Raw genomic sequence first — 23,252 nt, 5'->3', positions numbered from 1 at the left:
AGATATTATGAAGCAAAACATTTAATGGTTGGAGTTCAGCCTTTTGGTTTTTCTAACCAATTTTTAGTAATGGTTTTTGCTGAAAAAGGTTTGGAAGGTTTTCCGTTGATCATCAATTTTAGATAAATATGAAAATTCTCCAAAGCAATAAAATCATTTGCAGAAAATACAGGATAGAATTCTTGAGCCATATATTTAGCATCTGCATACGAAATTCTAAAACAGACTATTGTTCCAATATTTCCTAAAACGGCTTCTTTAATCTTGATAGGGAGTTGATTTAAATACTGATGCGCTACAATAAATCCAATTTTAAATTTTCGAAGTTCAGAAAACATATTGACCAAGGAGAGCGTTGTAAAGTTTTGAAATTCATCCAAGTAAATAAAGAAAGGTTTTCGATCTTGCTCGTTAATCAAGGAACGATGAAATCCAGCAGCCGACAATGAATTTAAAAGCAAAGACCCTAACAAGTGAGCAGCATCCACACCTAGCGTTCCTTTAGATAAATTCACTAAAAAAATTTTCTCATGATCAATAATAGATTGAATGGATAGTTGATTCGTGTTGTCTACCAATATTTTTTTAATCATGGGAATTGCCAAGAAACTACCCACTTTGTTGAGTACTGGTAAAACATCTGTTTTAGAAAATTTAGGGAACTGATGCGTCCAAAACGCCTGAACTTCTTTGGCAACAATATATTTTTGGCATTGGAATCGATAGTTTTCATCGACGAGCAATCGAGTCATGTCAGAAAAGGTAGCTTTGGGTTGGTCTAACAAAGTTAAAATCGTATTCCGAAGAATATGCTCTAATTTAACTCCCCAAGCCTGCTGTCCCCATAGTTTTTGAAAGGTTTCAATAATGTGAGAAGCAATCAAATGACGATGGGGGTAGGATACTTTTCGAAGTGGGTTATACCCCCATTTTAGATTTGGATTTGAAGTGTCGAGATAGATACAGTCATTTTTCTGATGTTTTGGAATATTTTCCGATAATTTTTTCACTAAATCCCCACTCACATCAAAGAATCCTAATCCTTTGTTATGCAACATATCTTGGTAAATAAGTGTTTCCAAAACGTTCGTTTTTCCACTTCCTGTCTTTCCTAGAAGGTACATTCCCACAAAGCGATCGTGTTGGTAGATTCCAAAAACATCGTTTTGATTGCGAAAATCCGTTTGAGCGAAATAAGAAATATAGGAATGAAAACGAGGTGTCATAACAACATTTTAGTAAACTCTTCGATACTCTTGGAGTAATGCCAATTGGTATTAGAAATACAATACCAAAAAGCATGACTAGAAATTTAGAGCGTGTTTGATTAGATAGAGTTATGATTACATCCTCTTCTAAATTAAACGATTGTTTCGGTCAATATATTTCAGAATGTGAGTACACCAAAAAATTGAGTCCTCAAACGATGAGCAGCTATCAAGATGTCATAAAAAACTTTATCAATATGATGCCTGAAGTGAAGACACCTTTAGATTTAAAACCTTTCATCGTCCATGAATTTTTCAAACGACTAGGAGAAAGAGCCAAAAGAAACGGAAAGGAATTAAAAACGTCCACCATACGAACCTATTATAATAAGCTTATTGTATTTTTTAAATGGTTAGAAACAAATAATTTTATAGAAGAAAAATCCTTAAGCACAAAAATTACAAAACCACCCAATCCAAAGTATCATGATGCCAAGGCATTGAGTGAAGCCAAAGTTTCTAAAATCGTAGCATCCGTAGCATTGCATAACATGGAAAATGATACTTTACTCAAAAGAGATTTGGCGATTACCAGAATGCTATTGTACACAGGGATTCGAAAAGGAGAGTTATTAGGGGTACGGATTCAGGATGTTGATTTTAATCAGAAGACCTTATTCATCAATGGGAAAACCTCCAAATCTAGAAAGAGTAGATCTATCCCACTCCATTTTTCTTTATTAACAGCATTACGATTTTATTTGAAGACACGAGAATTTCAAAATTCAACCTGTGAGTATTTATTTATCTCTTCTAAAAGAGATGAACCTCTTACAAGGCAAGGGATGAAGTATTGGGTTGAAAAATATAAAAAGCTGTCTGGAGTAAATTTTCACTTGCATCAATTCAGACATACCTTTGCTTGTAACTTGGCAATGCAAGGAACCAATATCATCAGTATTAAAAACCTATTAGGGCATGCAACGACCCAAATGACGGAACATTACCTCCGTTCTATCAAAACGGAAGATGCACGTTCCCATATCGATAATCTATTGTATTAGCACATTGTGTATCTGATACGATTTTGGTAAACTAGGAGTGTCGATATATTAAATAATAATCATTACTTAAAAAAAATGATTTTAATAATGTATCCATTTTTCACACAAAAGAAGAAAATTACGATTGCTGACGTGGTTCAAGGAAAAGTAAATTCAAATAAGCTAATTTCCGCTAAAACCCTTATGAAATAACAAATTAGCGGGTTATTCTATAGACCACATTCCTGATAATGACGAGGTCCCAAGTTCGAGTCTTGGCACGCGTACAAAATCCCCTTATATCTCAACGTTTTAAAGAGATTTAAGGGTTAAAAAATAGCCTTATTGGACCACGTCCCTAAAATATAAGGTCGTTGACAAATCGAAATTTCTTTGTGTGATTAATGGATACATTCACACTGATATGCAAATTGAAATATTACTAGAAGAATTTTGCCAACACGCAAGATATATGAGAGGGGTGTCAAGTGAAACAGAAAAGCGGTATAGAGAAAAAGTTTCTTACTTCTCCAAGGCTTCCAAAACTAGCCTGATAAGCAATGTCACCGAGCAAAAGGTACAAAACTTCTTTATACATGGAAGAAAGGACAAGAAGTGGAAGGTAAGCACCTACAGAACCTATTACATGACCTTACTGGTTTTCTTTAGATGGTGCGTAAAGAACCAGCATCTAGAAAAAAATTATTTAGAGGGTTTTGAATTGCCAAAGCTAGAAAAATCGTTACCTAAAAAAATTAAGAAAGAAGAGGCATTACGCTTATTAGAAATCGCTTATAATTATCCTTATTCGCAAAACTATTTAAAATATAGGAATCACGCAATTTTCTCGCTATTCTTATTTGCTGGACTCCGTAAGAATGAATTGCTTCATTTGAAGCTAGCGGATATTGATATTGAAAATTTAAGTATTTTCGTGCGAATGGGAAAAGGGAACAAAGATCGAATTATCCCTATGAACCAACGTTTGGCGGAAACGCTCAATCGATATTTGATACAACGAAAGAAAAGAGGTAAGACCTGCCCAGAGTTTTTTACGAGTTCCATATTGAACAAGGGATTTACAGGAACAGGACTTAAGTTAATTTCCAACAAATTGAAAGAAGCCTCTGGAATTTCCTTTACGATTCATAAGTTGAGACATACTTTTGCAACATTGATGTTGGAAGGAGGATGTGATATTTACAGTCTCTCTAAAATGATGGGACATAGCGATATTAAGACCACTACGATTTACCTCTCGGCAAGTGCAGAACATTTACGAGGGCAAATACTCAAACATCCTTTAAATGATTTAGTTACCTAACTACCAAAAAGCAACACTTTTTAAAAAAAAGTATCTCATAGATACTTTTTTAATATGCCTTATTTTGAACGTTCAACACAAGTCCCTAACGAAATCTTTGACCAACACTTACCCTATTTAAACCAAAGCCAATTAAAAGTACTCATGGTGGTCATTCGGCAGACCTTGGGATGGATGGATCCGAAAACAAATAAACGGAAAGCCAAAGACTGGATTAGTATTTCGTTCTTTGCAAAAAGAACACGATTAACCCATAAATCCATCTCTATGGCAATTTCTAAATTAATTTATATAGAATTAATCGTAGCGTTGGATACTAATGAAAGGGAATTGAGACATCCTAAAGACAGAAGGGGAAAGAAACGTATTTATTACGCATATGCACCTGTTTTTAGAGCTAAAAAAAAGAAAAGTTGTGTAGATACTGCAACAAAGGTGTGTACTTATCCATCCTATACAAAACAAACACAGACAAAAGAAAACAACACAAAACAAAAAAACTCCTACCAATGGCAGACAGATTTACAGCGATATCAAGATATTATAAAAAGACAACGAAAAAATTCCAATACATAATAGTCGACTAACCTTATACACACTTCATCAACATATTTTGTACGACAGCGATTTTTTTTGGTATCACAGTACCAAAAAGCATAACTCCAGAACAAATACTTCTAGAGCTAGTATACTAAAAGACATAGGAGACTAACCCCTATGGCTTCTATAATAATATATGAATATTATCAACTACTTAAAACAAGCACGACGGAGCGCAAACTTAACTCTTCAAGATATGGCCTATCTTTTGGACATGGATTTCTCCAATCTATCCAAATATGAAACAGGGAAGAAGCAACCTCCAGTTCGTGTCATCATAGCCTATCACATTATTACCAAAACACCATTGAAAAAACTATTTAAATATAGTCTGTTGACAATGATTGATGCTGTCAATAGCAAGACAACATCACTAATAAGTCAATTAGAGGAAGAGATGACAACTCCAAAGCTTAAAAAAAGAATTGTAGCTTTATATGAAGTGCTGAACAATATTGGGTGTTTACAAGATATCAGTGAAAAAGAGCAAGATGGTAAATAAACAACAGAAGATTACACTGGCAATGTATCCGAATACTTTTGGTGTTGGGTTTGTGATCTGTGAAGGACCAAAAGAGATTTTAGATTATGGAATCAAAAAAGTACAGCCAATATCTCATCACAAGTATATGAAAAAAGTGAAGTGGTTGTTTGAGTATTGCAAACCAGACATCGTACTATTGTTAGATTACAAATCTAGAAAAATATCGAATCGTCAAAAGAGAATTATTGATGCTATTCTGCAATTAGCACGTGCCAAAAATCTAAATCTAAAAAGTTATTCACGCTCGCAAATCAAGCAAACTTTTTTGTCTTTTGAAGCCAAAACCAAATATGAAATTGCAATGGTGGTTTTAAATTGGTATCCAGAATTAAGAGATAAAGCACCTCACAAAAGATTGCCTTGGATGGCGGAACATTACCAAATGGGACTTTTTGATACTTTTTCACTCATGTTGACTCATTATTATTTGGAGTAGTTGTTATTTACTTATATAAGCACCAATGTTATACTCTTTTTAAGTAGTACATAATAATAAAAATTTGTAAATTTGAATGAAACACAACGATTATGAGTATTAAAGAAATAATTATAGAAAAGGTAAATTCCATCAATAATCCTGAAATTTTAGATAGTATTTTAAGTCTAATATCTACAGAATCTGAAATGGATCAGATGTATCAATTTTCTATGTCGGAAAAACAATTAGTGGAAGAAGGAATAAAAGACGCTGATAATGGGAATATTTACAATCAGCAAGAATCGAGTAACATTATCTCAAAATGGCTACAAGAGAAATCAAGTGGACTTACAGGGCAATAAAAGATAAGATGGCAATTTATGAATATTGGATTCATAAAAATAAATCGATTTCTTATCCTAAAAAATTAGAGAGCCTTTTTAATGAAGTGATGAACTTAACAGCGATTTTTCCAGAAGCTGGTATGCAAACAGAATTCGATGGAATTCGTATTCGTGTTGTAAGACATTTTCAATTAGTGTATCGAATTACTGATTCGACGATTGAAGTACTGACAGTATGGGATAGTAGACAAAACCCAAAGAAGTTAAAAATCAAATAGTTTGAAACTCCAGCAAACTTCTTGTTGGAGTTTTTGTTTTTTTAGAAGCTATCTTCCTAGAAAATATTTTTATTAAAGGTACATTATGCTGAATTTAGTTCTCTTTAATTTCATGGTAGGTACCATTATCGATTAAGTCTTTTATTTCTTCAATAGAGATGTCTTCAAACTTTTTAGGGATTACTATTCTTCTATAATTAGGTGTTTTATTTGAAAGAGAATCAAATTCGGGGAATATTGTTACGAAGTTAAAGTTGTGATCAAGAATTACGTTTATTGTTGGAGATATTTTATTGATAGTTTTAGAGAGTTCTTCAATTTCTATATTACAATCTTTCATTCTTTGATAGACTAAAAGTTTATCAAACAAAATATAAATATTATTCGCTTCCATTTTTAATGCTTGACTAGTAAGATTTAATGCATTTGAAAATTTATTAAGATTCATATATTTAGTTATTAAAAAATCATAAGCTCTAAAAGAGGGGCTAATATCCATTGATTTTTGAGCGAAAAAGATAGCATCAGTAGAGAAACCTTGATATTCTAAAACTTCACCTTTCCAAACATAAGATAAATGATAGTCAGGATTTAAAGATATGGAATGATTAATGGCTTCCATAGCTTCATAAATTCTTCCCAAAGCAAACAAGTTTGTTCCTTTATTTAACCAAAAACAATATCCGTTTGGAACTAGTTTTATTGCTTTTTCACTTAATTCTAAAGCTTCATAATAACGACCTTTTTCAAATAAAAAAAATTGTTTATTATTAATTATATAAGCTTTTAGTCTATCTGATTCAGCTAATTCTATTGCTTTATCATATGATTCAATAACTTTTTTATCATCTTTATCAATTTCTCTATAATAATAACCCATATTTGAATAAATCCCCGAAAATGAGTCTTTATCTGTTTTTAGCGCTTCATTTAAATCTAATATTGCAGAAGAATCATAGTTTCTGAATTTAAAAAATGCTCTTGTATTATATATATCACTTATTTTATCATAATTAGGATATGTTTTTATAATATGATCTAAATTATTTATCGCCTTATTATTTTGATCCAAAAAGTAATAACTTAATGCTTTGATTTTAAATATTTCAGGATTTGATCTGTTTAATGAGTCTAGAATGAAATCAGAATATTTTATGGCTTGAATATATTTATCATTACCGAACGCACTAATTACTGAATTCCAATATATGAGATATTCAATGTCTTCTAATAACTTTCCATTAAATAAATCTGAAAGAGTAGTAAGTTTATAATTGTATTGATTATTACAATCTAGGCTACTTTGAATTTTTTCTTTAGTATTAGTGTGATAATTGAGTCGAATTTTTGTTAAATCCAAATTTACTTCATTGGATATATCCTTTGTACTTCCATAAATTATATGATCTGCATTAAATTCGTTCATAATACGTTTGTAATAGTTATGCTCATCTCCATCAGAGGCTTTTTTATCGTAAATAAAATTTGAGCAATAATGAATTTCAATATTTAAGCTATCTCTATTATTAATTTTATTGAGTCTTTCTTCTATAATTGCGCCGATATCTTTATTAATTTTATTAAGTGTAATTTGTCTTTTAAAAGGAACTATAATAATTTTATATTTTCTTGATTTAGGAAAATAACATGACATATTCCCATTAATCCCTAATGTTACATTTTCAATATCCTTTTTACTTTCTATAGGTTTTAAATTTTTTTCGACTTTTTGATTATTCCATTCAGTGTTAAGAAAATACATAAAAATAAATAATGAAACAACAATGAAACCGAAAGCTTTGTAATAAATTATTGAATTTATTTTTTCTATCTCTATTCCCTTTTTCTCATCTATAAATTTCTGATGATTTTCATACAACCTGTTTTCCTCTACAAAATCAGAGGTTTTTGTAACTTCATAAAGTTTCCGATTTTCATCAATCTTTTTGAAAATAACTTTTTTTTCACTATCGTATTTAATGAAAATATGATCTTGATAAAATACAATCAACTTCTCTATGTAGTTTAAATAAGTATTATTGAAGTACCTCCTTCTAACTTTATTTTTTTTTAATTGCTCATCAATAAAAAGACTCCAAATCCAAGAATTTGAAAATCCATCTTTATCTACAAATTCTTTAACATCTTTAGATGCTTGTCCGTAGAATTTGTGTGTTTTCGTATTAGTCCTTTCTGTTGAGATTTTTAAATGTTCATCCGAATTTTGATAAAATTTTTTGAACGCATTATCAAACTCATCTAAAAGCTTCTTACCTTCTTCTAAAGTGATTCTTGTACTAGGCATAGTGGATTATTATATTGCTAAGATATGCAAAAATGTGCGTGCCTAAAAGTTGCCCAACTTTGCCCAAGTTGCCCTGAATCTGCCCAACTCTATTTGTAGTGTCGAAAATAAAAAAACTACCAAGTGTAAAACAAGGTAGCCGCTGTTAACGACAACGCAACTTCGAAAAGGTTGAGGCTTTAGCTAATTCAAATTGAGACTCTGAACTCTCAAAATGAACTAACAAAAGTGTATCATATATGATATAAAAGTCAATCTCGAAGTAGCATTAAAATGAAGTTTAATTTTAATACTACTAAAAATGAGAAATCTAAATTTAAACAGAAAGACGACAAGAAAACCAACTTCACAAATCAGTCGTTTAGAAGCCATTCACAGACTAATTAACGGACGTACATTCCAACCAGAATTGGTTGAAGAAAAGTTGTTTAAAATTAATCCTTCTTATTTAAGTCCCTATTGTTTTGTCTACTACCAATACTTAAATGTAAGACATCACTTCAATTACTTTCAAAGTGAAAATATCATAGAACATTTAGAATTAGCCTCTGGGTTAATTGATACAATGGATGTTACTGCATATAAGAATGACGTAAAAGTTAGATGTGATGAATATCATTTTACCAGAGCCTATGTAAAGTTTATTGCCAGTAAATTTTCAACAGATGATTACGAAGGACCTTACATCAAAGCGAAGTCTCAACGTATAGTAACAAATGCATTGAGGTTTACTCCAAATAGTTCAAAATTTATCTGGCTACAACAACAACTTGTAGCTTAATCTAATACAGTACAACTATTTAAAGGTGTACTGTTCTTTTTCTAACTCTAAATAAATAACAAAATGAAAACAAAAATTACACAGATAGTCAATAAACATTTCCAATCAAAAGCAAATTGGAAAATGAGAAATCATACAATGTATAACACTAGAACCAAATAAAGATGAAAAAAAGAAACAAAGTAACCGAAACAAACTTTTCAAGATTAGTTGATACAGAGTTATCAGCATACATCCAAAAGCAGGATATATCCTACAAAGAAGGACATCAAAAAACAGCCGTAAAACTTTCGGTAATGGATTTCAAAAAGATGGTAAAAACTGCCAAAATAAGAGATTTTATAGGCTCTCTTATTACAGATTATCAGTATCTGGTAGATTACACCAATTCTAAATTGGTTGGTGATGTTCAAAAACTACGAGGACAATCTCATATATCAGACTCTAATGATGAAATAATAAATATTGATAGGAAAATTACACAAGTAGATGATAAAATTGCTCCTTTAAAAGGAAAATTTGATGATGCAGGAAAAAGACACAGAACAGTTGTTCGTAAGTGGTTCTATTTTTTTATTCCAATTTTGATTCTAATTGCAACGATGGAACTCATTAGTAATTTCGATGCATTAGATAGTCTAGGAGGTTCAAAAATTTCAAGTTTTGGGATGGCAATTTTGACAGGAATCTGTGTGTATTGGTACTCTCATTTTATTCCGGACAAAATCAGGAAGTATGGGCAAGGTAAACCAAAACGAGAACTGCTATTATTTTTTTTATTTCTAATTCCTATTGTAATAGTTTTTTATTTTTTCTCGATGATGCGCATCCAATATATGACTGCACTTAACCAAGAAATGGCAGAAATCTATAATACAAGTCCGCTTGTATTTACAATTGTGAATGCATTTGCATACACCATCTCTACTTGGATCATTTTAGCTTTTAAACCAACACAGGAGGTTATTTTGGCTTATAAGAAATATCTGAATGATGTCAAAGAAATTCAAAAATTGGAAACAATTCGAGAAGATTTGTGCCAACAAAAATCAGCCATCAATCCAGAACTTCGAGAAAAATTAACTGACCGCTTTCAAATACTCTTATTGGGAAAACAAACCGAAGATGAAATCGTAACCCGAATGAGAGGTTGTTTTGAACTTTTTAAAATGGAATTGTATTTAAAAACCAATGGCACTTGTGAAGTTTTATTTACAGGAGATGTAGAAAAAGATTTGCCAAAACTCAAACTGAATTATCAAAATTTAAACGAAAAATTTCCAACAAATGAAAAATAGTTTTCAACTCATAACTCTGGTACTAGGTATTTGGGGTTGTAATAATCTTCCAACACAATCTATTTCTTTAACGGTATTGTCAGATAGAACAGATTTGACGATTCCAAAACCCAGTATTTCACAGATTAAATATTTTTTTGATGATGAACTGTATCAAAATGGAAAAAGAATCTTTCGTTTTCAGACAATTACAAATACAAGTATTAATAAATCTTTTGGAGCCTCCATAGCCGTAGCAGATCCTTTTGGGAACTCATTACAACGTAAGGCAGATATTCAAAAATTTTATTTACGCATAGATACATTGTTTGCTTTAAAAAATAAGGAGAAAAACACATACCGAAGTTCAAGTATTCTAAATCCATTGCTCAAACAATTGAAAGAAATACAAACCTCTAAAACAACTCGGAAGGTGGTGCTTTTGTATAGCGACATATTAGAAGCTTCGGATGTGTTCAATGTCTATAAAACCCATAATCAAAGATTGCTAATTAAAGAACCTAATAAAGTAGTTCAATATATCCAATCGCAGATAACGATACCAAAATTAGAAGGCGTAGAACTCTATATTATTTATTACCCCACAGACAGAATAAACAATCGATTATTTGAAAAAATGACAATTGTGTATCAAGAACTTTTTAAAGATTCTGGTTTGAAATTACAGATAGGAATTGAAAATAGAATAACACTTTAATAATGAAAATACTCGGAACACTACTTAAATTTTTATGGAAGATAGTGCTGATTTGCACCTATACGATTACTAAAGCAGGAGAATTAGTTTTACAAGCATTTAATAACGCATTCAAACAACTTTTAGACAAATGAATATTCAAAACATACTTATAGAGATTTCAGAAAAAGGAGAAGAATTTTTAGATACCATTTTACAGCAAATGGTAGGAAACAAAAACAGTCTTTCTGCAAAGTTTGGAAAAGAAAGTCAATTAATTTCTTCCAGATACGAAGGACTTTCAATTACTGGAACAAAATTTCTTACACCCAAAAAATCCAAAGAACATTTATTATGTTTTGCGCCCAGTGGTGTAGGAAAATCAACAGTTTTTTTAGTGCCCAGTGCCTTAAATATTTCGCAAGCAAAAAAGCCAGCGAGTATGATCATTAATAATCCTTCTGGAGAGCTTTCAAAAATGCGTAATTACTTTATTCATCAAGGGTATGAGGTCTATAGTTTTGATCCAGACAAAAAGAAACAATCGATTTACTACAATCCACTTCATAGAATTAAAACACAATCAGATGTAACAAAAGTAGCAACGATGTTAGTTCAGAAAAATGGAAAGAAGTCCTCTGATTTTTGGGATTTAAAATCTATTGAACTTATTAGTTTGCTGATTGAATTTCTTTTAGAGAACACCTCAAAGATTTATCAAAATATTGCTAATGTATATTATTTACTGGAAAACTTAGCTGGAAACGAAGATGTCGTTAATGGACTTTTTGCGGATAAAAGTACAGAAAGCCAGTGGCGTGCTTATAAAAGTGTTATTGCAAATAGTGAGAAGACAAAATCTAACATTATTAGTTCTGCAATTTCTCATCTCTCATTTATAGGGAAAGATCCTTCTCTTTGCGATGTTACGAGTATCGATTCGTTTGATTTTGTTAAAATGAGAACCCAGAAGATGGTCTTGTTTTTGAATTGTAATATTTCAAATATGGATTATTATAGTCCAATTTTTGGGATATTTTTCGAACAATTATTCACAGAAGTATTTCGCTCAATTCCAAAAAAAGCAGATAACGACTTGTATTTGTTGATTGATGAATTGAGTTCTATTCCATTGCCAGGACTCTCCAACGTACTTGCAAATGCAAGAAAATACATGTCTATTCTTGGAGTACTTCAGAGTGAGAACCAACTTTATGAAAACTATGGGCAGTACAATGCCAAAAGCATCCTTAATAACGCCTGTAAGGTCTACATGACAGGTTTAAATGATGAATGCGATAGAATATCCAAAGCTTTAGGAGACTATCAGTATTACGAAGATAAAGAGAGAAAAGTATTAAGAACTAGGCCTTTAATGACAGGTTCAGAAATTAGAACGATGCCTAAAGAACGAGTTTTGGTCATTCCAAATGGAGGTATGAAAGCTTTGTATTGTAAAGTAAAACCATATTACAAAATTAAAGCTTTTGTAAAAGCAATGGAAATAGAATTACCAGAAGATTATGAGCCAAGACCTTCCTTGAATTACACCGCTCAATATTTACCTCTAGGTAAATATATGAAAGCTTCTGAAACAACATCAGAAATTGAAGAAGAAGTTGATACAAACCCTAAAACAGAATAGCTATGAAAATGATAACACCAGAATTAGAAAAAATATTTGCAGAAGTAGGCAATCAAAGTGAGGTAAAAACCCTAGAATTATTGCTAAATATTTCTCGCCTGTAGGAGGTGCAACGTGGTTGGCTTCTGAATACAATCCTGAAAATAATATTTGTTTTGGCTATGTTCAAAACCTAGTTCCTAGTGAAAATGGAATTTTTGATGAATGGGGATATTTTTCCATTGATGAATTAGAAAACCTTGAATTACCCTTTGGATTGAGCATAGAAAGAGATATTCATTTCAATGAAAAGACCTTCAAAGAAGTTTTAAATCCAAAACATCAAAAAAGAGATTTTGAAATTGAAAAATTAAAAGATAATAAAAAGTTATCAGAAGAACTAGAACGTTAATTTATAGAAATATTAAGGAATTATAATTATCAAGATTTAACAATTATGAAATTAATAACACCAGAATTAGAAAGAAGATTTTCAGAGGCTAAAGAGGATACAGCACTAGATCAAACATTATTTCTTGCAAAATTTTTAAATCCTTGTGGAAATGAAATTTGGTACGCATCAGAATATGATGCTAAAACGAAAACTTGCTATGGATATGTTACAGGAAGGGAGTATGCAGATGATTGGGAATTTTTCTCTATTCCAAAGTTAGAAGCACGAAAACTTCACTTTGGGCTTTCCATACAAAGAGAACTTTATTTTGAAGAAATTACTTTAGAACAAGTCTTAAATCCAATCTGCTTAAGTGGAGACTTTGATTTTGAAAAGTTCAAAAGAAATAGAGAGCAGTCAGAAGAATTAGAGCGTTAGTACTTTTTGAAACACCAATAAAATTATGAAAAGTAAAAAGCAAAACTTATGGTTATTTGGCGTTCCTGAACTTATAGCGTTTACTGAAAAAGGACTTGTAGATGCTATTGATTACAGTAAAAAAGTAAAAGATAGAATTTTCAATAAAGTACATCAAAAAGCCATAAAAACAAAAGAGAAAAGACAGCAAAAAAAGAGATTGCTTGAAAAAGGAATAGAAGACGATGGAGCAATCGCAGCTGCCCAATATTTAGAGAAGAGAAATAAATCAATTGTAATACCTAAAAACCGATTACAAGATTTAGAAAAAATCGAGGAGCATTCAACATTACATAAGGAAATGGAACAAGAACGATAAAAAAAGAACAAGTAAAAATTAGAAAATCAATGGAAAATAATGTGCTAAATCTTGAGAGTGTATATCAATATATGGATGTTGTTTTCAAAGATAAAAATCCTTCAAAGCAAGAAATTGAAGAAGCCAAGAAAAATTATCGAATTGAATATCAAAAGCAGTACCAAGAAATGTATAAGAAGAAACATTTTCAGATTACATTTCGTATTACAAAAGACCAGCATCATTTTTTTAAAACGTTAGCAGCTCAAGAAGGTCTAAAAGTTTCAAAACTGATAAAAATAAGAGCATTACAAAAACATCAGTTGAATAATAAGAATATCAAATCAATACTCTTTGAATTGATTGATGACATTGAAGAGTCAATCCAAGAAAATATAACACTCAACCCTAATCAAATATTAAAGAAATTAGAAATGATTGAAGAAGCTTTATGATAGTAAAAGCCATTTAACATAAAAGTAATAAGCATATTGCTATAAAGAAACTCATCAATTATGTTTTTTCACCAGAAAAGTTGCAAGACCAAATTGGAAATAGAGAAACTTTAATTGTTAAAAGAAATATTCGAGGTTACAATGCTGAAAGATGGGTAGACCTATTTCAAAAAAATGATGCGAATAGACTATTTGAGCATAAAAACAGAACTGTTTTAAGACACGAAATTGTTGCTTTCTCTAAAGAAGATAACTTACAATTAACAAAAGGAAAACTCCAAGATATCGCCAAGTGGTATTTAAGGAATCGAAGTGATTCTTTAGGCGTTTGTGGTGTGCATTGGGAGGAATCCATACACCTTCATTTTGTAATTTCAGGGGTTGGACTAGATGGAAAATCAACAAGAATAAGCAGGAAGGACTTCAAAGATTTTAAAATTAGACTGCAGAACTACCAACAAAGTAAATATCCAGAACTTTCTAACTCCGTTGTAAATCACTTAAAAAAAAAGAAGTGACACTAAAATTATCTCAAAAAGAAGTGCATATGAAAATGAAAAGAGGTGTGCTATCTGAAAAGGAACTATTGAGTAGACAAATTCAAAAATTAGCTAAACAATCTAACTCATTAAGTGCCTTAGCACAAAAGTTAATAGCCAATAAACTAAATCCTTATTATCGAAAGAATAAACTAACAGGAGTATTATTTAAAAACAGAAAATTTCGATTGACTACGCTAGGAATTGACAAATCAAAATTAAAAGAACTTACAATAGAGCAGAAGCGATTGGATGGATTACAAAAACAACGCTATACTAAAGAGCAGGATCGAAATTTAGAAAGGTAATTACCTTAAATATTAATTATGGAAACAACACAATTTTGGGATATCATAGAAAAATCAATTGTTCAAAAAAATAGTATTGATAAAAATGAACAAGGAGATGCAATATTAGAAATTTTGACAACTTTAAAGCAAAATCAAATTCTTGGTTTTCATCAAAAATTAACTGATTTAAAGAGGGAATTAAATACACCTCAATTTAATGAGATTGCATTTATGATGAAATATGGAGACAATAGAACTGCCTTGAGTGGATTTAAAAATTGGGTCATTTCATTAGGAGAAAATCATTACAAGAAAACGAAACAGTCACCAGCCCATTTACTAACTTTAAATGACCCTAAATTATTTGTGGTAGGAAGAGCTTATCTAAACGAATTAGATGGCCTTCCACAAATCGCCTATGAAGATAATAGAACAGAAAGCGATTTAGAATGGTATGCTTTTGTTCAAAAGCATCGAAGATTACAACAGATTGAAAATAATCAAAATCATAATAAGGACAAAGGTTTGGAGAGATAATAATTTATTGAAATCAAATAGAAAAAAGACAGAATGCGATTGCATTCTGTCTTTTTTTTGGTAGAAGGGTAATGCAAAAGGGAATCCCTTTGCCAAGATAGCAAGTTCAAAAACGAAGTTTGTAGCAACTTGCAATCTTGCAAAATTCATAAAAAATGAATTTTACGTTTCGCACATCGATGTCGCTAAAAGAAAACGCAGTTCGACTTACGTCATCGAGATTAAAAAATGTCCTAAAAGTGAGGAACGATTTAGGACATTTTTTTCTAAAGGACATTAGAACGATAGCAATAGTGTTAGTTCAAAAACTACTATTTTTTAATTCTCCAACCTGTATCATATTTGATTAAGGTAATTTCTTTTTCCTCAATTTGCTTTTGATGGCATTGACTAGGAAAAGATTTTCTTCCTACCAGTCCAGCAAAAGGAGAATGATCATACTGAATCTCTATCAAGACTCTTGCTTCTTTATCATTATTAGATAATGAAATACCTAATACTTTACTTATACTTGCTTTTGAATATAAAACCTTTGCTTTTTCTCCTCCAAAACCCGTAGGTCTTTTCTCAAAGCCATATTCATAAGTTGCTCTTTCTAATGGGTGTATTTTGACAACAGTATGACCAGTTCTATCCAATTGTGATAATCTATCTTTATAATTAGAACTTGTTATAATTCCTTCTCGTTCTAAAGCTTTAATAACCTTTACATCTTCCTTATAAGATTTCCAAGTACTTCTTGTTGAAATATTAATTTCACAATAACAGTCTAGGGTTATATTATTAGCTTTAACAATTTTAAGAGCTTCTGATTTTGTTAATTTTTGACTGCATGCATTTAATGTAAATGCTAATGAACAGATAATAATTAAGAATTGTTTTTTCATTTTTTGAAGTTTTAAATACTTAATTAATTTTTAGAGTTGAAATGTTACCCCAACTTTCAGTAGGGAAAGTCCAATACCTATTTCTGAATTTAGATACAAAGAATCTGATAATTTATATCGACCACCTGCTCCAAATTCGTAGAATAAACTTGCTGTTAATCCGCTAGCGTAACCCAAAGCTATATGACTATAAAATTCAAGTTTTTCATCTTGGTAGAAATAGTAGTTCATTAACCCACCAGCAACGAAATTAGAAGAATCATTGTCTATATCATCTCCAAAGGCATTTTCAATTTTAATGTTTAACGTAGAGTACCCAATGAGACCACCTATAGAGAGATTGTCCCAAGGAAAGTATTCATAACTTCCATAAACGGCTGGCGTTTTAACGCTTGTGCCTTCAACTGTTCCACCAATTCCTAATTGAAGATTAGCAATTGATCTTTTTTCCTGTGCTTGCAAAGTAAAAGTTAGCCCAAAAAGGACAACAAGCATTAGTTTTTGTGTTTTTTTCATATTGTAAAATTTTGAGTTAATAAAGCAAACATAAGAAATAAATGTTTATAAAAGTGGTAAATTATAAGTGGTAACATAAAAAATGATAAAAAACCATCTTTGTTGGGAACAAATTCCACAGAAATGGCAAAAAAAGACACTAAAGCAGAAAAAAGACTTGATCCTAGAATAGAACAAATTGCTAAAAAACTAGAAAAAATAAGAATTGAAAAAGGATATACCAGCTATGAAAATTTTGCAATCGAACATGGAATTACAAGAATGCAGTATTGGAGGATGGAAAAGGGGACTAATTTCACCTTTCAGAGCCTATTAAAAATACTAGATGCTCATCAAATGAGTTTAAGTGATTTTTTTGAGGATTTAGAAAGAGAAAAAACAACTTAATTAGAATCAATAATAAAAGACAAGATGATTTATCCTACTGTCTTTATTTTTTTAGGTAAATAGAATTCTTATTTCTAAAAATGCTTTTGAAATGTTACATAGAACTACCCAAAAGTTATCTTACCTAGCGATGTTTTAAAAGAATTTTCAACTTGATCAATCGATGGTTAAATGGCTAAAAGTCCTCAAACGACTTTGGACTGAATAAGTTATTCTAGTAATAAAATTTAATTTTTACGGAAATACGTTTAAAATGCTGGAAAAATCGGTGAGTTTTTGTAATTCTTTTTTACTAAATTACAAGTCTGTATTATAATTATTTAATACAGTCGTTAAAAAAAAGACTTGCATGATAAAAATCAATACACCAAAAATTGAAAAATTAATTTACTCAAAAGATAAAAATTTTATTAAACAGTATTATGAAGAATCATCAGATGTTAAATCTTTTGAGTTTGTTCAAAACAATCCATTTATCGTATCATCTGAAGGGGAATCATATTTTTTAACAAGTAACTCAAATGGTGTAGTTCCTGAAGATTGTAATTACGCAATATTAACAAGTAGAAAACCTACTAAAAGAGATTTTGAATCTGGTTTTTTAAAAATTACGAGATGGTTAAAACATCCTTCGTTTGAAAACTTAACCCCTCAAGAGGTTCTTAATTCATGGAAGAACAAATTTAAGTTTGTAAAAGAGGATGTAGAAAATAATATCAATGGATTACGTCCTCCTCAAATAGGAGCTTTGTATTCGATATTAGCTCATGTCCAAAACCCTGAAGAAAAAGGAATTGTTGTAATGCCTACTGGTACAGGTAAAACAGAGACGATGTTATCAACATTAGTTGCAAATGAATGTAATAAACTATTAGTAGCCGTTCCTTCAGATTCTTTACGTACTCAATTATCAAATAAGTTTTTTACTCTTGGATTATTAAGGGAATTTGGAATGGTAGATGAGACTTGTCACAATCCTATTGTTGGTGTTATAAATCAAAAATTTGAAAATGAAGAAGAACTTTTAGATTTTATTTCTAAAACGAATGTCGTTGTTACAACCATGAGTATCCTTGCAGGAAGTACACATGGTAAGCAATTAGCAATATCTAAAGCATTTAGCCATTTGTTTGTGGATGAAGCGCATCATTCTGAAGCAAGTACATGGAAAAAATTTATAAAGCTTTTTGATAATGAAAAAGTATTTTTATTTACAGCAACTCCCTTTAGAAATGATGGCAAAAATTTAGAAGGAAAATTCATATTTAATTTTTCTCTTAAAGAAGCTCAAAGACAAGAATATTATAAAAAAATTAATTTCTTGCCAATTAGAGAATATGACAAGGCAGAAGCTGATAGAAAAATTGCAATAAAAGCTGTCGCTAAACTTCGAGAAGATATTGCAAATGGTTATCAGCATATAATAATGGCTAGATGTGTTTCAAAAAACAGAGCAATTGAAGTTTTTGAATATTATAGAGAATATAAAGATTTAAACCCTGTTATGGTATATACAGGAGTGGCAGGATTAAAAGATAAGGTTAACGCAATTAAAGCTAAAAAACATAGTATTATTGTTTGTGTAAATATGTTAGGTGAAGGATTTGATCTTCCTGAATTGAAAATTGCAGCAATACATGATGAAAGGCAAAGTTTACCAATTACCCTTCAATTTGTTGGGCGATTTACTAGGACATCGTTTAATAGTCTTGGTACTGCGAGTTTTATAACAAATATCGCTTACCCACCTATTCAACAAGAGTTAAATCATCTTTATGCTAAAAATGCAGATTGGAATTTGTTGCTTCCAAATATGAGTGAAGGAGCTACAGATAAAGAAATTAATTTCCAAGAATTTTTAGAAGGTTTTCACGATTTAGAAAATTCTAATATTCCTTTTCAGAACATTAATCCAGCAATGAGTTCCGTTGTATATCGTAATAACGGAAACGATTGGAATCCCAACAATTGGAGAGAGGGAATTAATAATATAGGTACTTACGAACATCAATTTAGTAAACACAATTCTGAAAAAAATACGTTAGTTATTATTTTAGGAAAATTAAATAATGTTGAGTGGGGAGATTTTGATGTTGTTCAAAATATGGAATGGAATATGGCTGTTATTCATTGGGACTTTAGACCTGATAAGAATTTAGTATTCATACACTCTTCACTAAAGAATTTATCTACTGATAAATTAGTTCAAGCGATTTTTGGTGATGAATTTAGCATGATTAATGGAATGGATATGTTTAAGATATTTCATGATATTAAAAGATTGACACTTTATAACGTTGGCGCAAGAAAGGGTACTGGACGAGATATTAGTTTTCAATCATTTTTTGGAAAAGGAGTTCAAGATGGATTAAAACTTTTAGAGCAAGGAACATTAATAAAAAACAATGTTTTTGGAATTGGATTTAAAGATGGGGAAAAAGTCTCATTAGGGTGTTCTGTAAAAGGAAAAGTTTGGTCATACTTAAGAGGGAACTTAAATGAACTAACCCAATGGTGTCAAAAAATAGGAGATGTGTTAGAAAATTCTAATATCAACCCAAATACTGTATTAGAAAATACACTTGTTCCTGTTATAATTACTGAAAGACCAGAGGCTATTCCAATTGCTATTGAATGGCATCATGAAATGTATGAGTACGCAGAAAATAGGTTTGTTATTCATATTAATGGAAGTGTTTATGATTTATCTAATTCTGAATTAAATGTAGTGGATACTCCAAATAATACGCCTTTACGTTTTTCTTTTAAATGTGAAGATTATAATATTGAGTACGAATTAATATTAGGTACTAAAACAATTGATGGAGAGGAAGTTAAATTTCATGAAATTAGAAAAGACTCTGTCGAAAGACCTACAATTAATTACGGAAATAAAACAGAAAGTTTAACCGATTTCTTCCAAGCTTTTACTCCAACAATTTGGTTTGCGAATGGAGGTCAATTATTCCAAAATAGTTATGTAGTTCCAAAAGAAGGAGTTGCTGGAATTTCATTAGACAATATTATTTCACACGATTGGACTGGAGTTGCAATTAACAAAGAAGCACAAGGAATCCACCCTTATGAAACGGATTCAATACAGTATCATTTTATTAATGAGATTAGAGATGATTTTCAGATAATATATGATGATGATGGTTCGGGAGAGATTGCAGATGTAATAGGCATTAATGATGAAGATAAAAAAATAGATATTCATTTATTTCATTTAAAATATGCGAAAAATGGTCGTACTGGAAATGATATTAGTAATTTCTATGAAGTATGTGGTCAGGCACAGAAATCTCTAAATTGGAAATATCGTAATGGGAAAGACTTTTTTGACCATCTTTTGAGAAGGAAAATTAAGACTAAAAATGGAGTGTCTTGTAGTAGGATAATTAAGGGTACTGAAGAAGAATTAGAGTTGCTATTGAATGCTGCTAAATGGACAAAAGAGATGAAGTTTCATATTTATATTGTTCAACCAAGTCTTGTAAAAGATAATGGTTCTGAAAACATTATGTTACTTTTAGGGAATACGCATCATTATTTACACACAGTTGGGAATATTGATTTGAAAGTATATTCAAGTTAATTTTGTCTAGAAAGTTTCGAGTTTATTTTAAAAATGAAAATTATATTCAAATTGTTAAAATAAACAGTTGTTTGACCTATGTTTGACCCAAACAAAAAACCGAAGTGTAAAACTTCGGTTTTTAACAGTGTACTCAAGGTGGGAATCGAACCCACACACCCGAAAGTACTGGATTTTGAATCCAGCGCGTCTACCAATTCCGCCACTTGAGCAAGTAATTAATAAGAATGCAAATCTACTAAATATTTTTAGTATATAAACTGAAAAAAATTATTTCACACGCAATAAATAATTTCTACTTTTGTTGGCTAACAACAACACAACAAAACACCAATTAAATGTCTATAAATCAATTGTCCCCAAAATTATTTGCCTGCAGGCAAAGTGTAGTTTTAGCAGAAAAAATTGCAAAAGAATATAATATAACCTTAGGTAAAGTAGATACAACCTATTTTAGTGACGGTGAGTTTCAACCAGCATTTGAAGAATCTGTTCGTGGAAGACGCGTTTTTATTATAGGTTCAACATTTCCAAATGCAGATAATCTAATGGAAATGTTATTAATGTTAGATGCAGCAAAAAGAGCCTCAGCAAGACATATTACAGCGGTTATGCCATATTTTGGTTGGGCAAGACAAGATCGAAAAGACAAACCAAGAGTAGCTATTGGAGCAAAATTAGTGGCAAATTTACTGCAATCTGCAGGAGCTACGAGAATTATGACAATGGATTTACATGCAGATCAAATTCAGGGTTTTTTCGAAAAACCAGTAGACCATTTATATGCATCAACCATATTTATGCCTTATATCAAAGACTTAAATTTAGAAAATTTAACAATTGCATCCCCAGATATGGGAGGTTCTAAAAGAGCATATGCATATTCTAAACATTTATTATGTGATGTTGTAATTTGTTACAAACAACGAATAAAAGCAAATGTAATTGGGCACATGGAGTTAATTGGAGATGTACAAGGAAAAAATGTCATTTTGGTTGATGATATGATTGATACAGGAGGCACGCTAGCACATGCAGCTAATTTAATGATGGAAAGAGGCGCGTTAAGTGTGCGTGCAATTTGTACTCATCCAATACTTTCTGGAGACGCTTATGAAAAGATAGAAAATTCTGGATTAACAGAATTGATTGTATCTGATAGTATTCCGCTTAAAAAGGAGACTTCAAAAATAAAAGTAGTATCTTGCGCCCCGTTATTTGCGGATGTTATGCATAAAGTGCAAGACAATACTTCAATTAGCGGACAATTTTTAATGTAAAATAATTAATAAAACAAAGTAATGAAATCAATTTCAATTAAAGGATCAAAAAGAGAAAGCGTGGGCAAAGTAGCAACAAAAGCCTTACGTAATGCTGGTATGGTTCCTTGCGTTATATACGGAGGAAAAGCACCTATACATTTTTCAGCAGAAGAAAAAGCGTTTAAAAGCTTGGTTTATACTCCAAATGTATACACAGCAAGTCTTGACGTTGATGGCCACAAAATAGCTGCAATTTTGCAAGATATTCAGTTTCATCCAGTATCAGAGAAAATCTTACATGTAGATTTTTATCAATTATTTGATGATAAGGAAATTACAATGAACATTCCAGTTCAATTAGAAGGTACTTCTCCAGGGGTATTAAATGGTGGTTCTTTACGTTTTACAAACCGTAAATTAAGAGTAAAAGCATTACCAGCTAATTTACCAGATTTTGTAGTTGCAAATATTTCTAAATTAAAAATTGGAAACAAATTGTTTGTAACTTCGTTAATTAGTGGTGATTATACTTTTGTGCATCCAGACAATACTGTTGTAGTTCAAGTGAGAACTTCACGTAACGCAACGGAATTAGAAGAAGAAGAAACAGAAGAAACTACAGAAGAATCTACAGAAGAAACTGCGGCGGAATAAGTTTTACAAATCATAAATTATTAAAAGCGTTACAATTTTGTAGCGCTTTTTTTTGGTTAAAATTTATTTAAAAAATATTTTTTTGTGGTTTATGCACTCAGGAAAAAAATGAAGTAAGTATGGTTTAGAAGCTGTAATACTGCTGCCAGTAAAATATATAAAGATCTATTCTATTTTTTGAACGATAAAAGTGCAAATGCCTTTACTTAGTCTTTGAGTACAAAGTTTAAAGGTTTTAGGAATGTGGAATTTTTTTTTAAGACTCTTATGTATTTCTGTATAACTTTAAAATAGTAAAAATTTTTAGGTTTTATATCTTAACGTATGATTTACAGATTTTTATAAAATAAAAAAAGCCTTATCAACTAAGATAAGACTTTTTTTGCTCCCCCTCTTGGGCTCGAACCAAGGACCCTCTGATTAACAGTCAGATGCTCTAACCAGCTGAGCTAAGGAGGAGTTTGCTTCACAAATTTTTATAGTTTGTGTTTAGCGTGTGCAAATATAATTCTTTT

26 protein-coding genes and 2 tRNA genes are annotated in these 23,252 nt (G+C 30.9%); 22 read left to right on the top strand and 6 right to left on the bottom strand.

Features of this window, described 5'->3' with window-relative positions; all coding sequences use genetic code 11:
- Positions 1–35 precede the first annotated feature (35 nt).
- Positions 36–1,226 carry a type IV secretory system conjugative DNA transfer family protein gene (locus BTO16_RS11430; RefSeq protein ID WP_105021814.1) on the bottom strand — a complete coding sequence of 397 codons (1,191 nt, stop codon included), beginning with the start codon at positions 1,224–1,226 and terminating at the stop codon, positions 36–38.
- A 113-nt stretch (positions 1,227–1,339) separates the two neighbouring features.
- Between BTO16_RS11430 and BTO16_RS11425 the strand changes: the two genes are divergently transcribed.
- The 7 genes from BTO16_RS11425 (at position 1,340) to BTO16_RS11395 (ending at position 5,759) form a co-directional block, all read left to right on the top strand.
- Positions 1,340–2,272 (top strand): tyrosine-type recombinase/integrase, encoded by a 933-nt coding sequence (locus BTO16_RS11425; RefSeq protein ID WP_105021813.1) that lies wholly within the window; start codon positions 1,340–1,342, stop codon positions 2,270–2,272.
- Positions 2,273–2,675: 403 nt separating this feature from the next.
- Entirely contained in the window at positions 2,676–3,575 is a 900-nt protein-coding gene (locus tag BTO16_RS11420) for a tyrosine-type recombinase/integrase (protein ID WP_105021812.1), read from the top strand.
- Positions 3,576–3,629: 54 nt separating this feature from the next.
- The gene (locus BTO16_RS11415) at positions 3,630–4,151 is read left to right on the top strand and encodes a replication protein (RefSeq protein ID WP_105021811.1); all 522 of its coding nucleotides are present in this window, start codon (positions 3,630–3,632) and stop codon (positions 4,149–4,151) included.
- 160 nt (positions 4,152–4,311) lie between these two features.
- Positions 4,312–4,677, top strand: a complete 366-nt coding sequence (locus tag BTO16_RS11410; RefSeq protein WP_105021810.1) for a helix-turn-helix domain-containing protein — start codon at positions 4,312–4,314, stop codon at positions 4,675–4,677.
- A complete protein-coding gene (locus BTO16_RS11405) occupies positions 4,667–5,155 on the top strand; it encodes a hypothetical protein (RefSeq protein WP_105021809.1) in 489 nt (162 codons plus the stop codon). Before BTO16_RS11410 ends, BTO16_RS11405 begins: the two co-directional genes overlap by 11 nt.
- A gap of 92 nt (positions 5,156–5,247) precedes the next feature.
- Positions 5,248–5,499, top strand: coding sequence for a hypothetical protein (locus tag BTO16_RS11400; RefSeq protein ID WP_105021808.1), 252 nt, complete (start codon positions 5,248–5,250; stop codon positions 5,497–5,499).
- Positions 5,460–5,759, top strand: a complete 300-nt coding sequence (locus tag BTO16_RS11395) for a type II toxin-antitoxin system RelE/ParE family toxin (protein ID WP_105021807.1) — start codon at positions 5,460–5,462, stop codon at positions 5,757–5,759. Before BTO16_RS11400 ends, BTO16_RS11395 begins: the two co-directional genes overlap by 40 nt.
- A 94-nt stretch (positions 5,760–5,853) precedes the next feature.
- Here the strand turns inward: BTO16_RS11395 and BTO16_RS11390 are convergent, their stop codons facing one another.
- Positions 5,854–8,064, bottom strand: a complete 2,211-nt coding sequence (locus BTO16_RS11390) for a tetratricopeptide repeat protein (RefSeq protein ID WP_105021806.1) — start codon at positions 8,062–8,064, stop codon at positions 5,854–5,856.
- 301 nt (positions 8,065–8,365) lie between these two features.
- On the opposite strand from BTO16_RS11390, the gene BTO16_RS11385 reads away from it, so the two are divergent.
- The 11 genes from BTO16_RS11385 (at position 8,366) to BTO16_RS11335 (ending at position 15,433) form a co-directional block, all read left to right on the top strand.
- Positions 8,366–8,845, top strand: a complete 480-nt coding sequence (locus tag BTO16_RS11385; protein ID WP_105021805.1) for a hypothetical protein — start codon at positions 8,366–8,368, stop codon at positions 8,843–8,845.
- A gap of 164 nt (positions 8,846–9,009) precedes the next feature.
- Complete coding sequence (locus BTO16_RS11380) at positions 9,010–10,143, top strand: hypothetical protein (RefSeq protein WP_105021804.1); 1,134 nt, start codon at positions 9,010–9,012, stop codon at positions 10,141–10,143.
- Positions 10,133–10,840: a hypothetical protein gene (locus BTO16_RS11375; RefSeq protein WP_105021803.1), complete on the top strand. Its 708-nt coding sequence runs from the start codon at positions 10,133–10,135 to the stop codon at positions 10,838–10,840. Before BTO16_RS11380 ends, BTO16_RS11375 begins: the two co-directional genes overlap by 11 nt.
- Before the next feature lie 130 nt (positions 10,841–10,970).
- Positions 10,971–12,464, top strand: a complete 1,494-nt coding sequence (locus BTO16_RS11370) for a type IV secretory system conjugative DNA transfer family protein (protein ID WP_105021802.1) — start codon at positions 10,971–10,973, stop codon at positions 12,462–12,464.
- Positions 12,465–12,582: 118 nt separating this feature from the next.
- Positions 12,583–12,855: a DUF2958 domain-containing protein gene (locus tag BTO16_RS11365; RefSeq protein WP_170064455.1), complete on the top strand. Its 273-nt coding sequence runs from the start codon at positions 12,583–12,585 to the stop codon at positions 12,853–12,855.
- A gap of 45 nt (positions 12,856–12,900) precedes the next feature.
- A complete protein-coding gene (locus BTO16_RS11360; RefSeq protein ID WP_105021800.1) occupies positions 12,901–13,275 on the top strand; it encodes a DUF2958 domain-containing protein in 375 nt (124 codons plus the stop codon).
- Positions 13,276–13,300: 25 nt separating this feature from the next.
- Positions 13,301–13,633: a hypothetical protein gene (locus BTO16_RS11355; protein WP_105021799.1), complete on the top strand. Its 333-nt coding sequence runs from the start codon at positions 13,301–13,303 to the stop codon at positions 13,631–13,633.
- Between the two features lie 29 nt (positions 13,634–13,662).
- Positions 13,663–14,067, top strand: a complete 405-nt coding sequence (locus BTO16_RS11350) for a hypothetical protein (protein WP_105021798.1) — start codon at positions 13,663–13,665, stop codon at positions 14,065–14,067.
- 80 nt (positions 14,068–14,147) lie between these two features.
- Positions 14,148–14,585: a relaxase/mobilization nuclease domain-containing protein gene (locus BTO16_RS11345; RefSeq protein WP_105021797.1), complete on the top strand. Its 438-nt coding sequence runs from the start codon at positions 14,148–14,150 to the stop codon at positions 14,583–14,585.
- The gene (locus BTO16_RS11340; RefSeq protein WP_105021796.1) at positions 14,582–14,914 is read left to right on the top strand and encodes a hypothetical protein; all 333 of its coding nucleotides are present in this window, start codon (positions 14,582–14,584) and stop codon (positions 14,912–14,914) included. The genes BTO16_RS11345 and BTO16_RS11340 overlap by 4 nt, the downstream gene beginning before the upstream one ends.
- Positions 14,915–14,932: 18 nt before the next feature.
- Entirely contained in the window at positions 14,933–15,433 is a 501-nt protein-coding gene (locus BTO16_RS11335; RefSeq protein ID WP_105021795.1) for a DUF4240 domain-containing protein, read from the top strand.
- A gap of 311 nt (positions 15,434–15,744) precedes the next feature.
- Here BTO16_RS11335 and BTO16_RS11330 read toward each other — a convergent pair whose 3' ends face one another.
- A complete protein-coding gene (locus tag BTO16_RS11330; protein ID WP_105021794.1) occupies positions 15,745–16,320 on the bottom strand; it encodes a hypothetical protein in 576 nt (191 codons plus the stop codon).
- Between the two features lie 30 nt (positions 16,321–16,350).
- Positions 16,351–16,815, bottom strand: a complete 465-nt coding sequence (locus tag BTO16_RS11325) for a hypothetical protein (RefSeq protein ID WP_146105391.1) — start codon at positions 16,813–16,815, stop codon at positions 16,351–16,353.
- Between the two features lie 144 nt (positions 16,816–16,959).
- Between BTO16_RS11325 and BTO16_RS11320 the strand changes: the two genes are divergently transcribed.
- The gene (locus tag BTO16_RS11320) at positions 16,960–17,223 is read left to right on the top strand and encodes a helix-turn-helix domain-containing protein (RefSeq protein ID WP_105021792.1); all 264 of its coding nucleotides are present in this window, start codon (positions 16,960–16,962) and stop codon (positions 17,221–17,223) included.
- Positions 17,224–17,572: 349 nt separating this feature from the next.
- Positions 17,573–20,821 (top strand): DEAD/DEAH box helicase, encoded by a 3,249-nt coding sequence (locus BTO16_RS11315; RefSeq protein ID WP_105021791.1) that lies wholly within the window; start codon positions 17,573–17,575, stop codon positions 20,819–20,821.
- A 130-nt stretch (positions 20,822–20,951) separates the two neighbouring features.
- Here the strand turns inward: BTO16_RS11315 and BTO16_RS11310 are convergent.
- Positions 20,952–21,033 (bottom strand) — tRNA-Leu (locus tag BTO16_RS11310).
- Positions 21,034–21,159: 126 nt separating this feature from the next.
- Here BTO16_RS11310 and BTO16_RS11305 point away from each other — a divergent pair.
- On the top strand, positions 21,160–22,101 hold the full coding sequence (locus BTO16_RS11305) for a ribose-phosphate pyrophosphokinase (protein WP_105021790.1): 942 nt from the start codon (positions 21,160–21,162) through the stop codon (positions 22,099–22,101).
- 21 nt (positions 22,102–22,122) lie between these two features.
- Complete coding sequence (locus BTO16_RS11300) at positions 22,123–22,737, top strand: 50S ribosomal protein L25/general stress protein Ctc (RefSeq protein WP_105021789.1); 615 nt, start codon at positions 22,123–22,125, stop codon at positions 22,735–22,737.
- A gap of 385 nt (positions 22,738–23,122) precedes the next feature.
- On the opposite strand, the gene BTO16_RS11295 is transcribed toward BTO16_RS11300, so the two are convergent.
- Positions 23,123–23,196: transfer RNA gene (locus tag BTO16_RS11295), tRNA-Asn, on the bottom strand.
- Positions 23,197–23,252: the final 56 nt, after the last annotated feature.

Origin of the sequence: Polaribacter glomeratus (genome assembly GCF_002954665.1) — a bacterium.
GTDB lineage: Bacteria > Bacteroidota > Bacteroidia > Flavobacteriales > Flavobacteriaceae > Polaribacter > Polaribacter glomeratus.
Note: the sequence above shows the minus strand (reverse complement) of the source record. Positions and strands in the feature narration are given on the sequence as shown.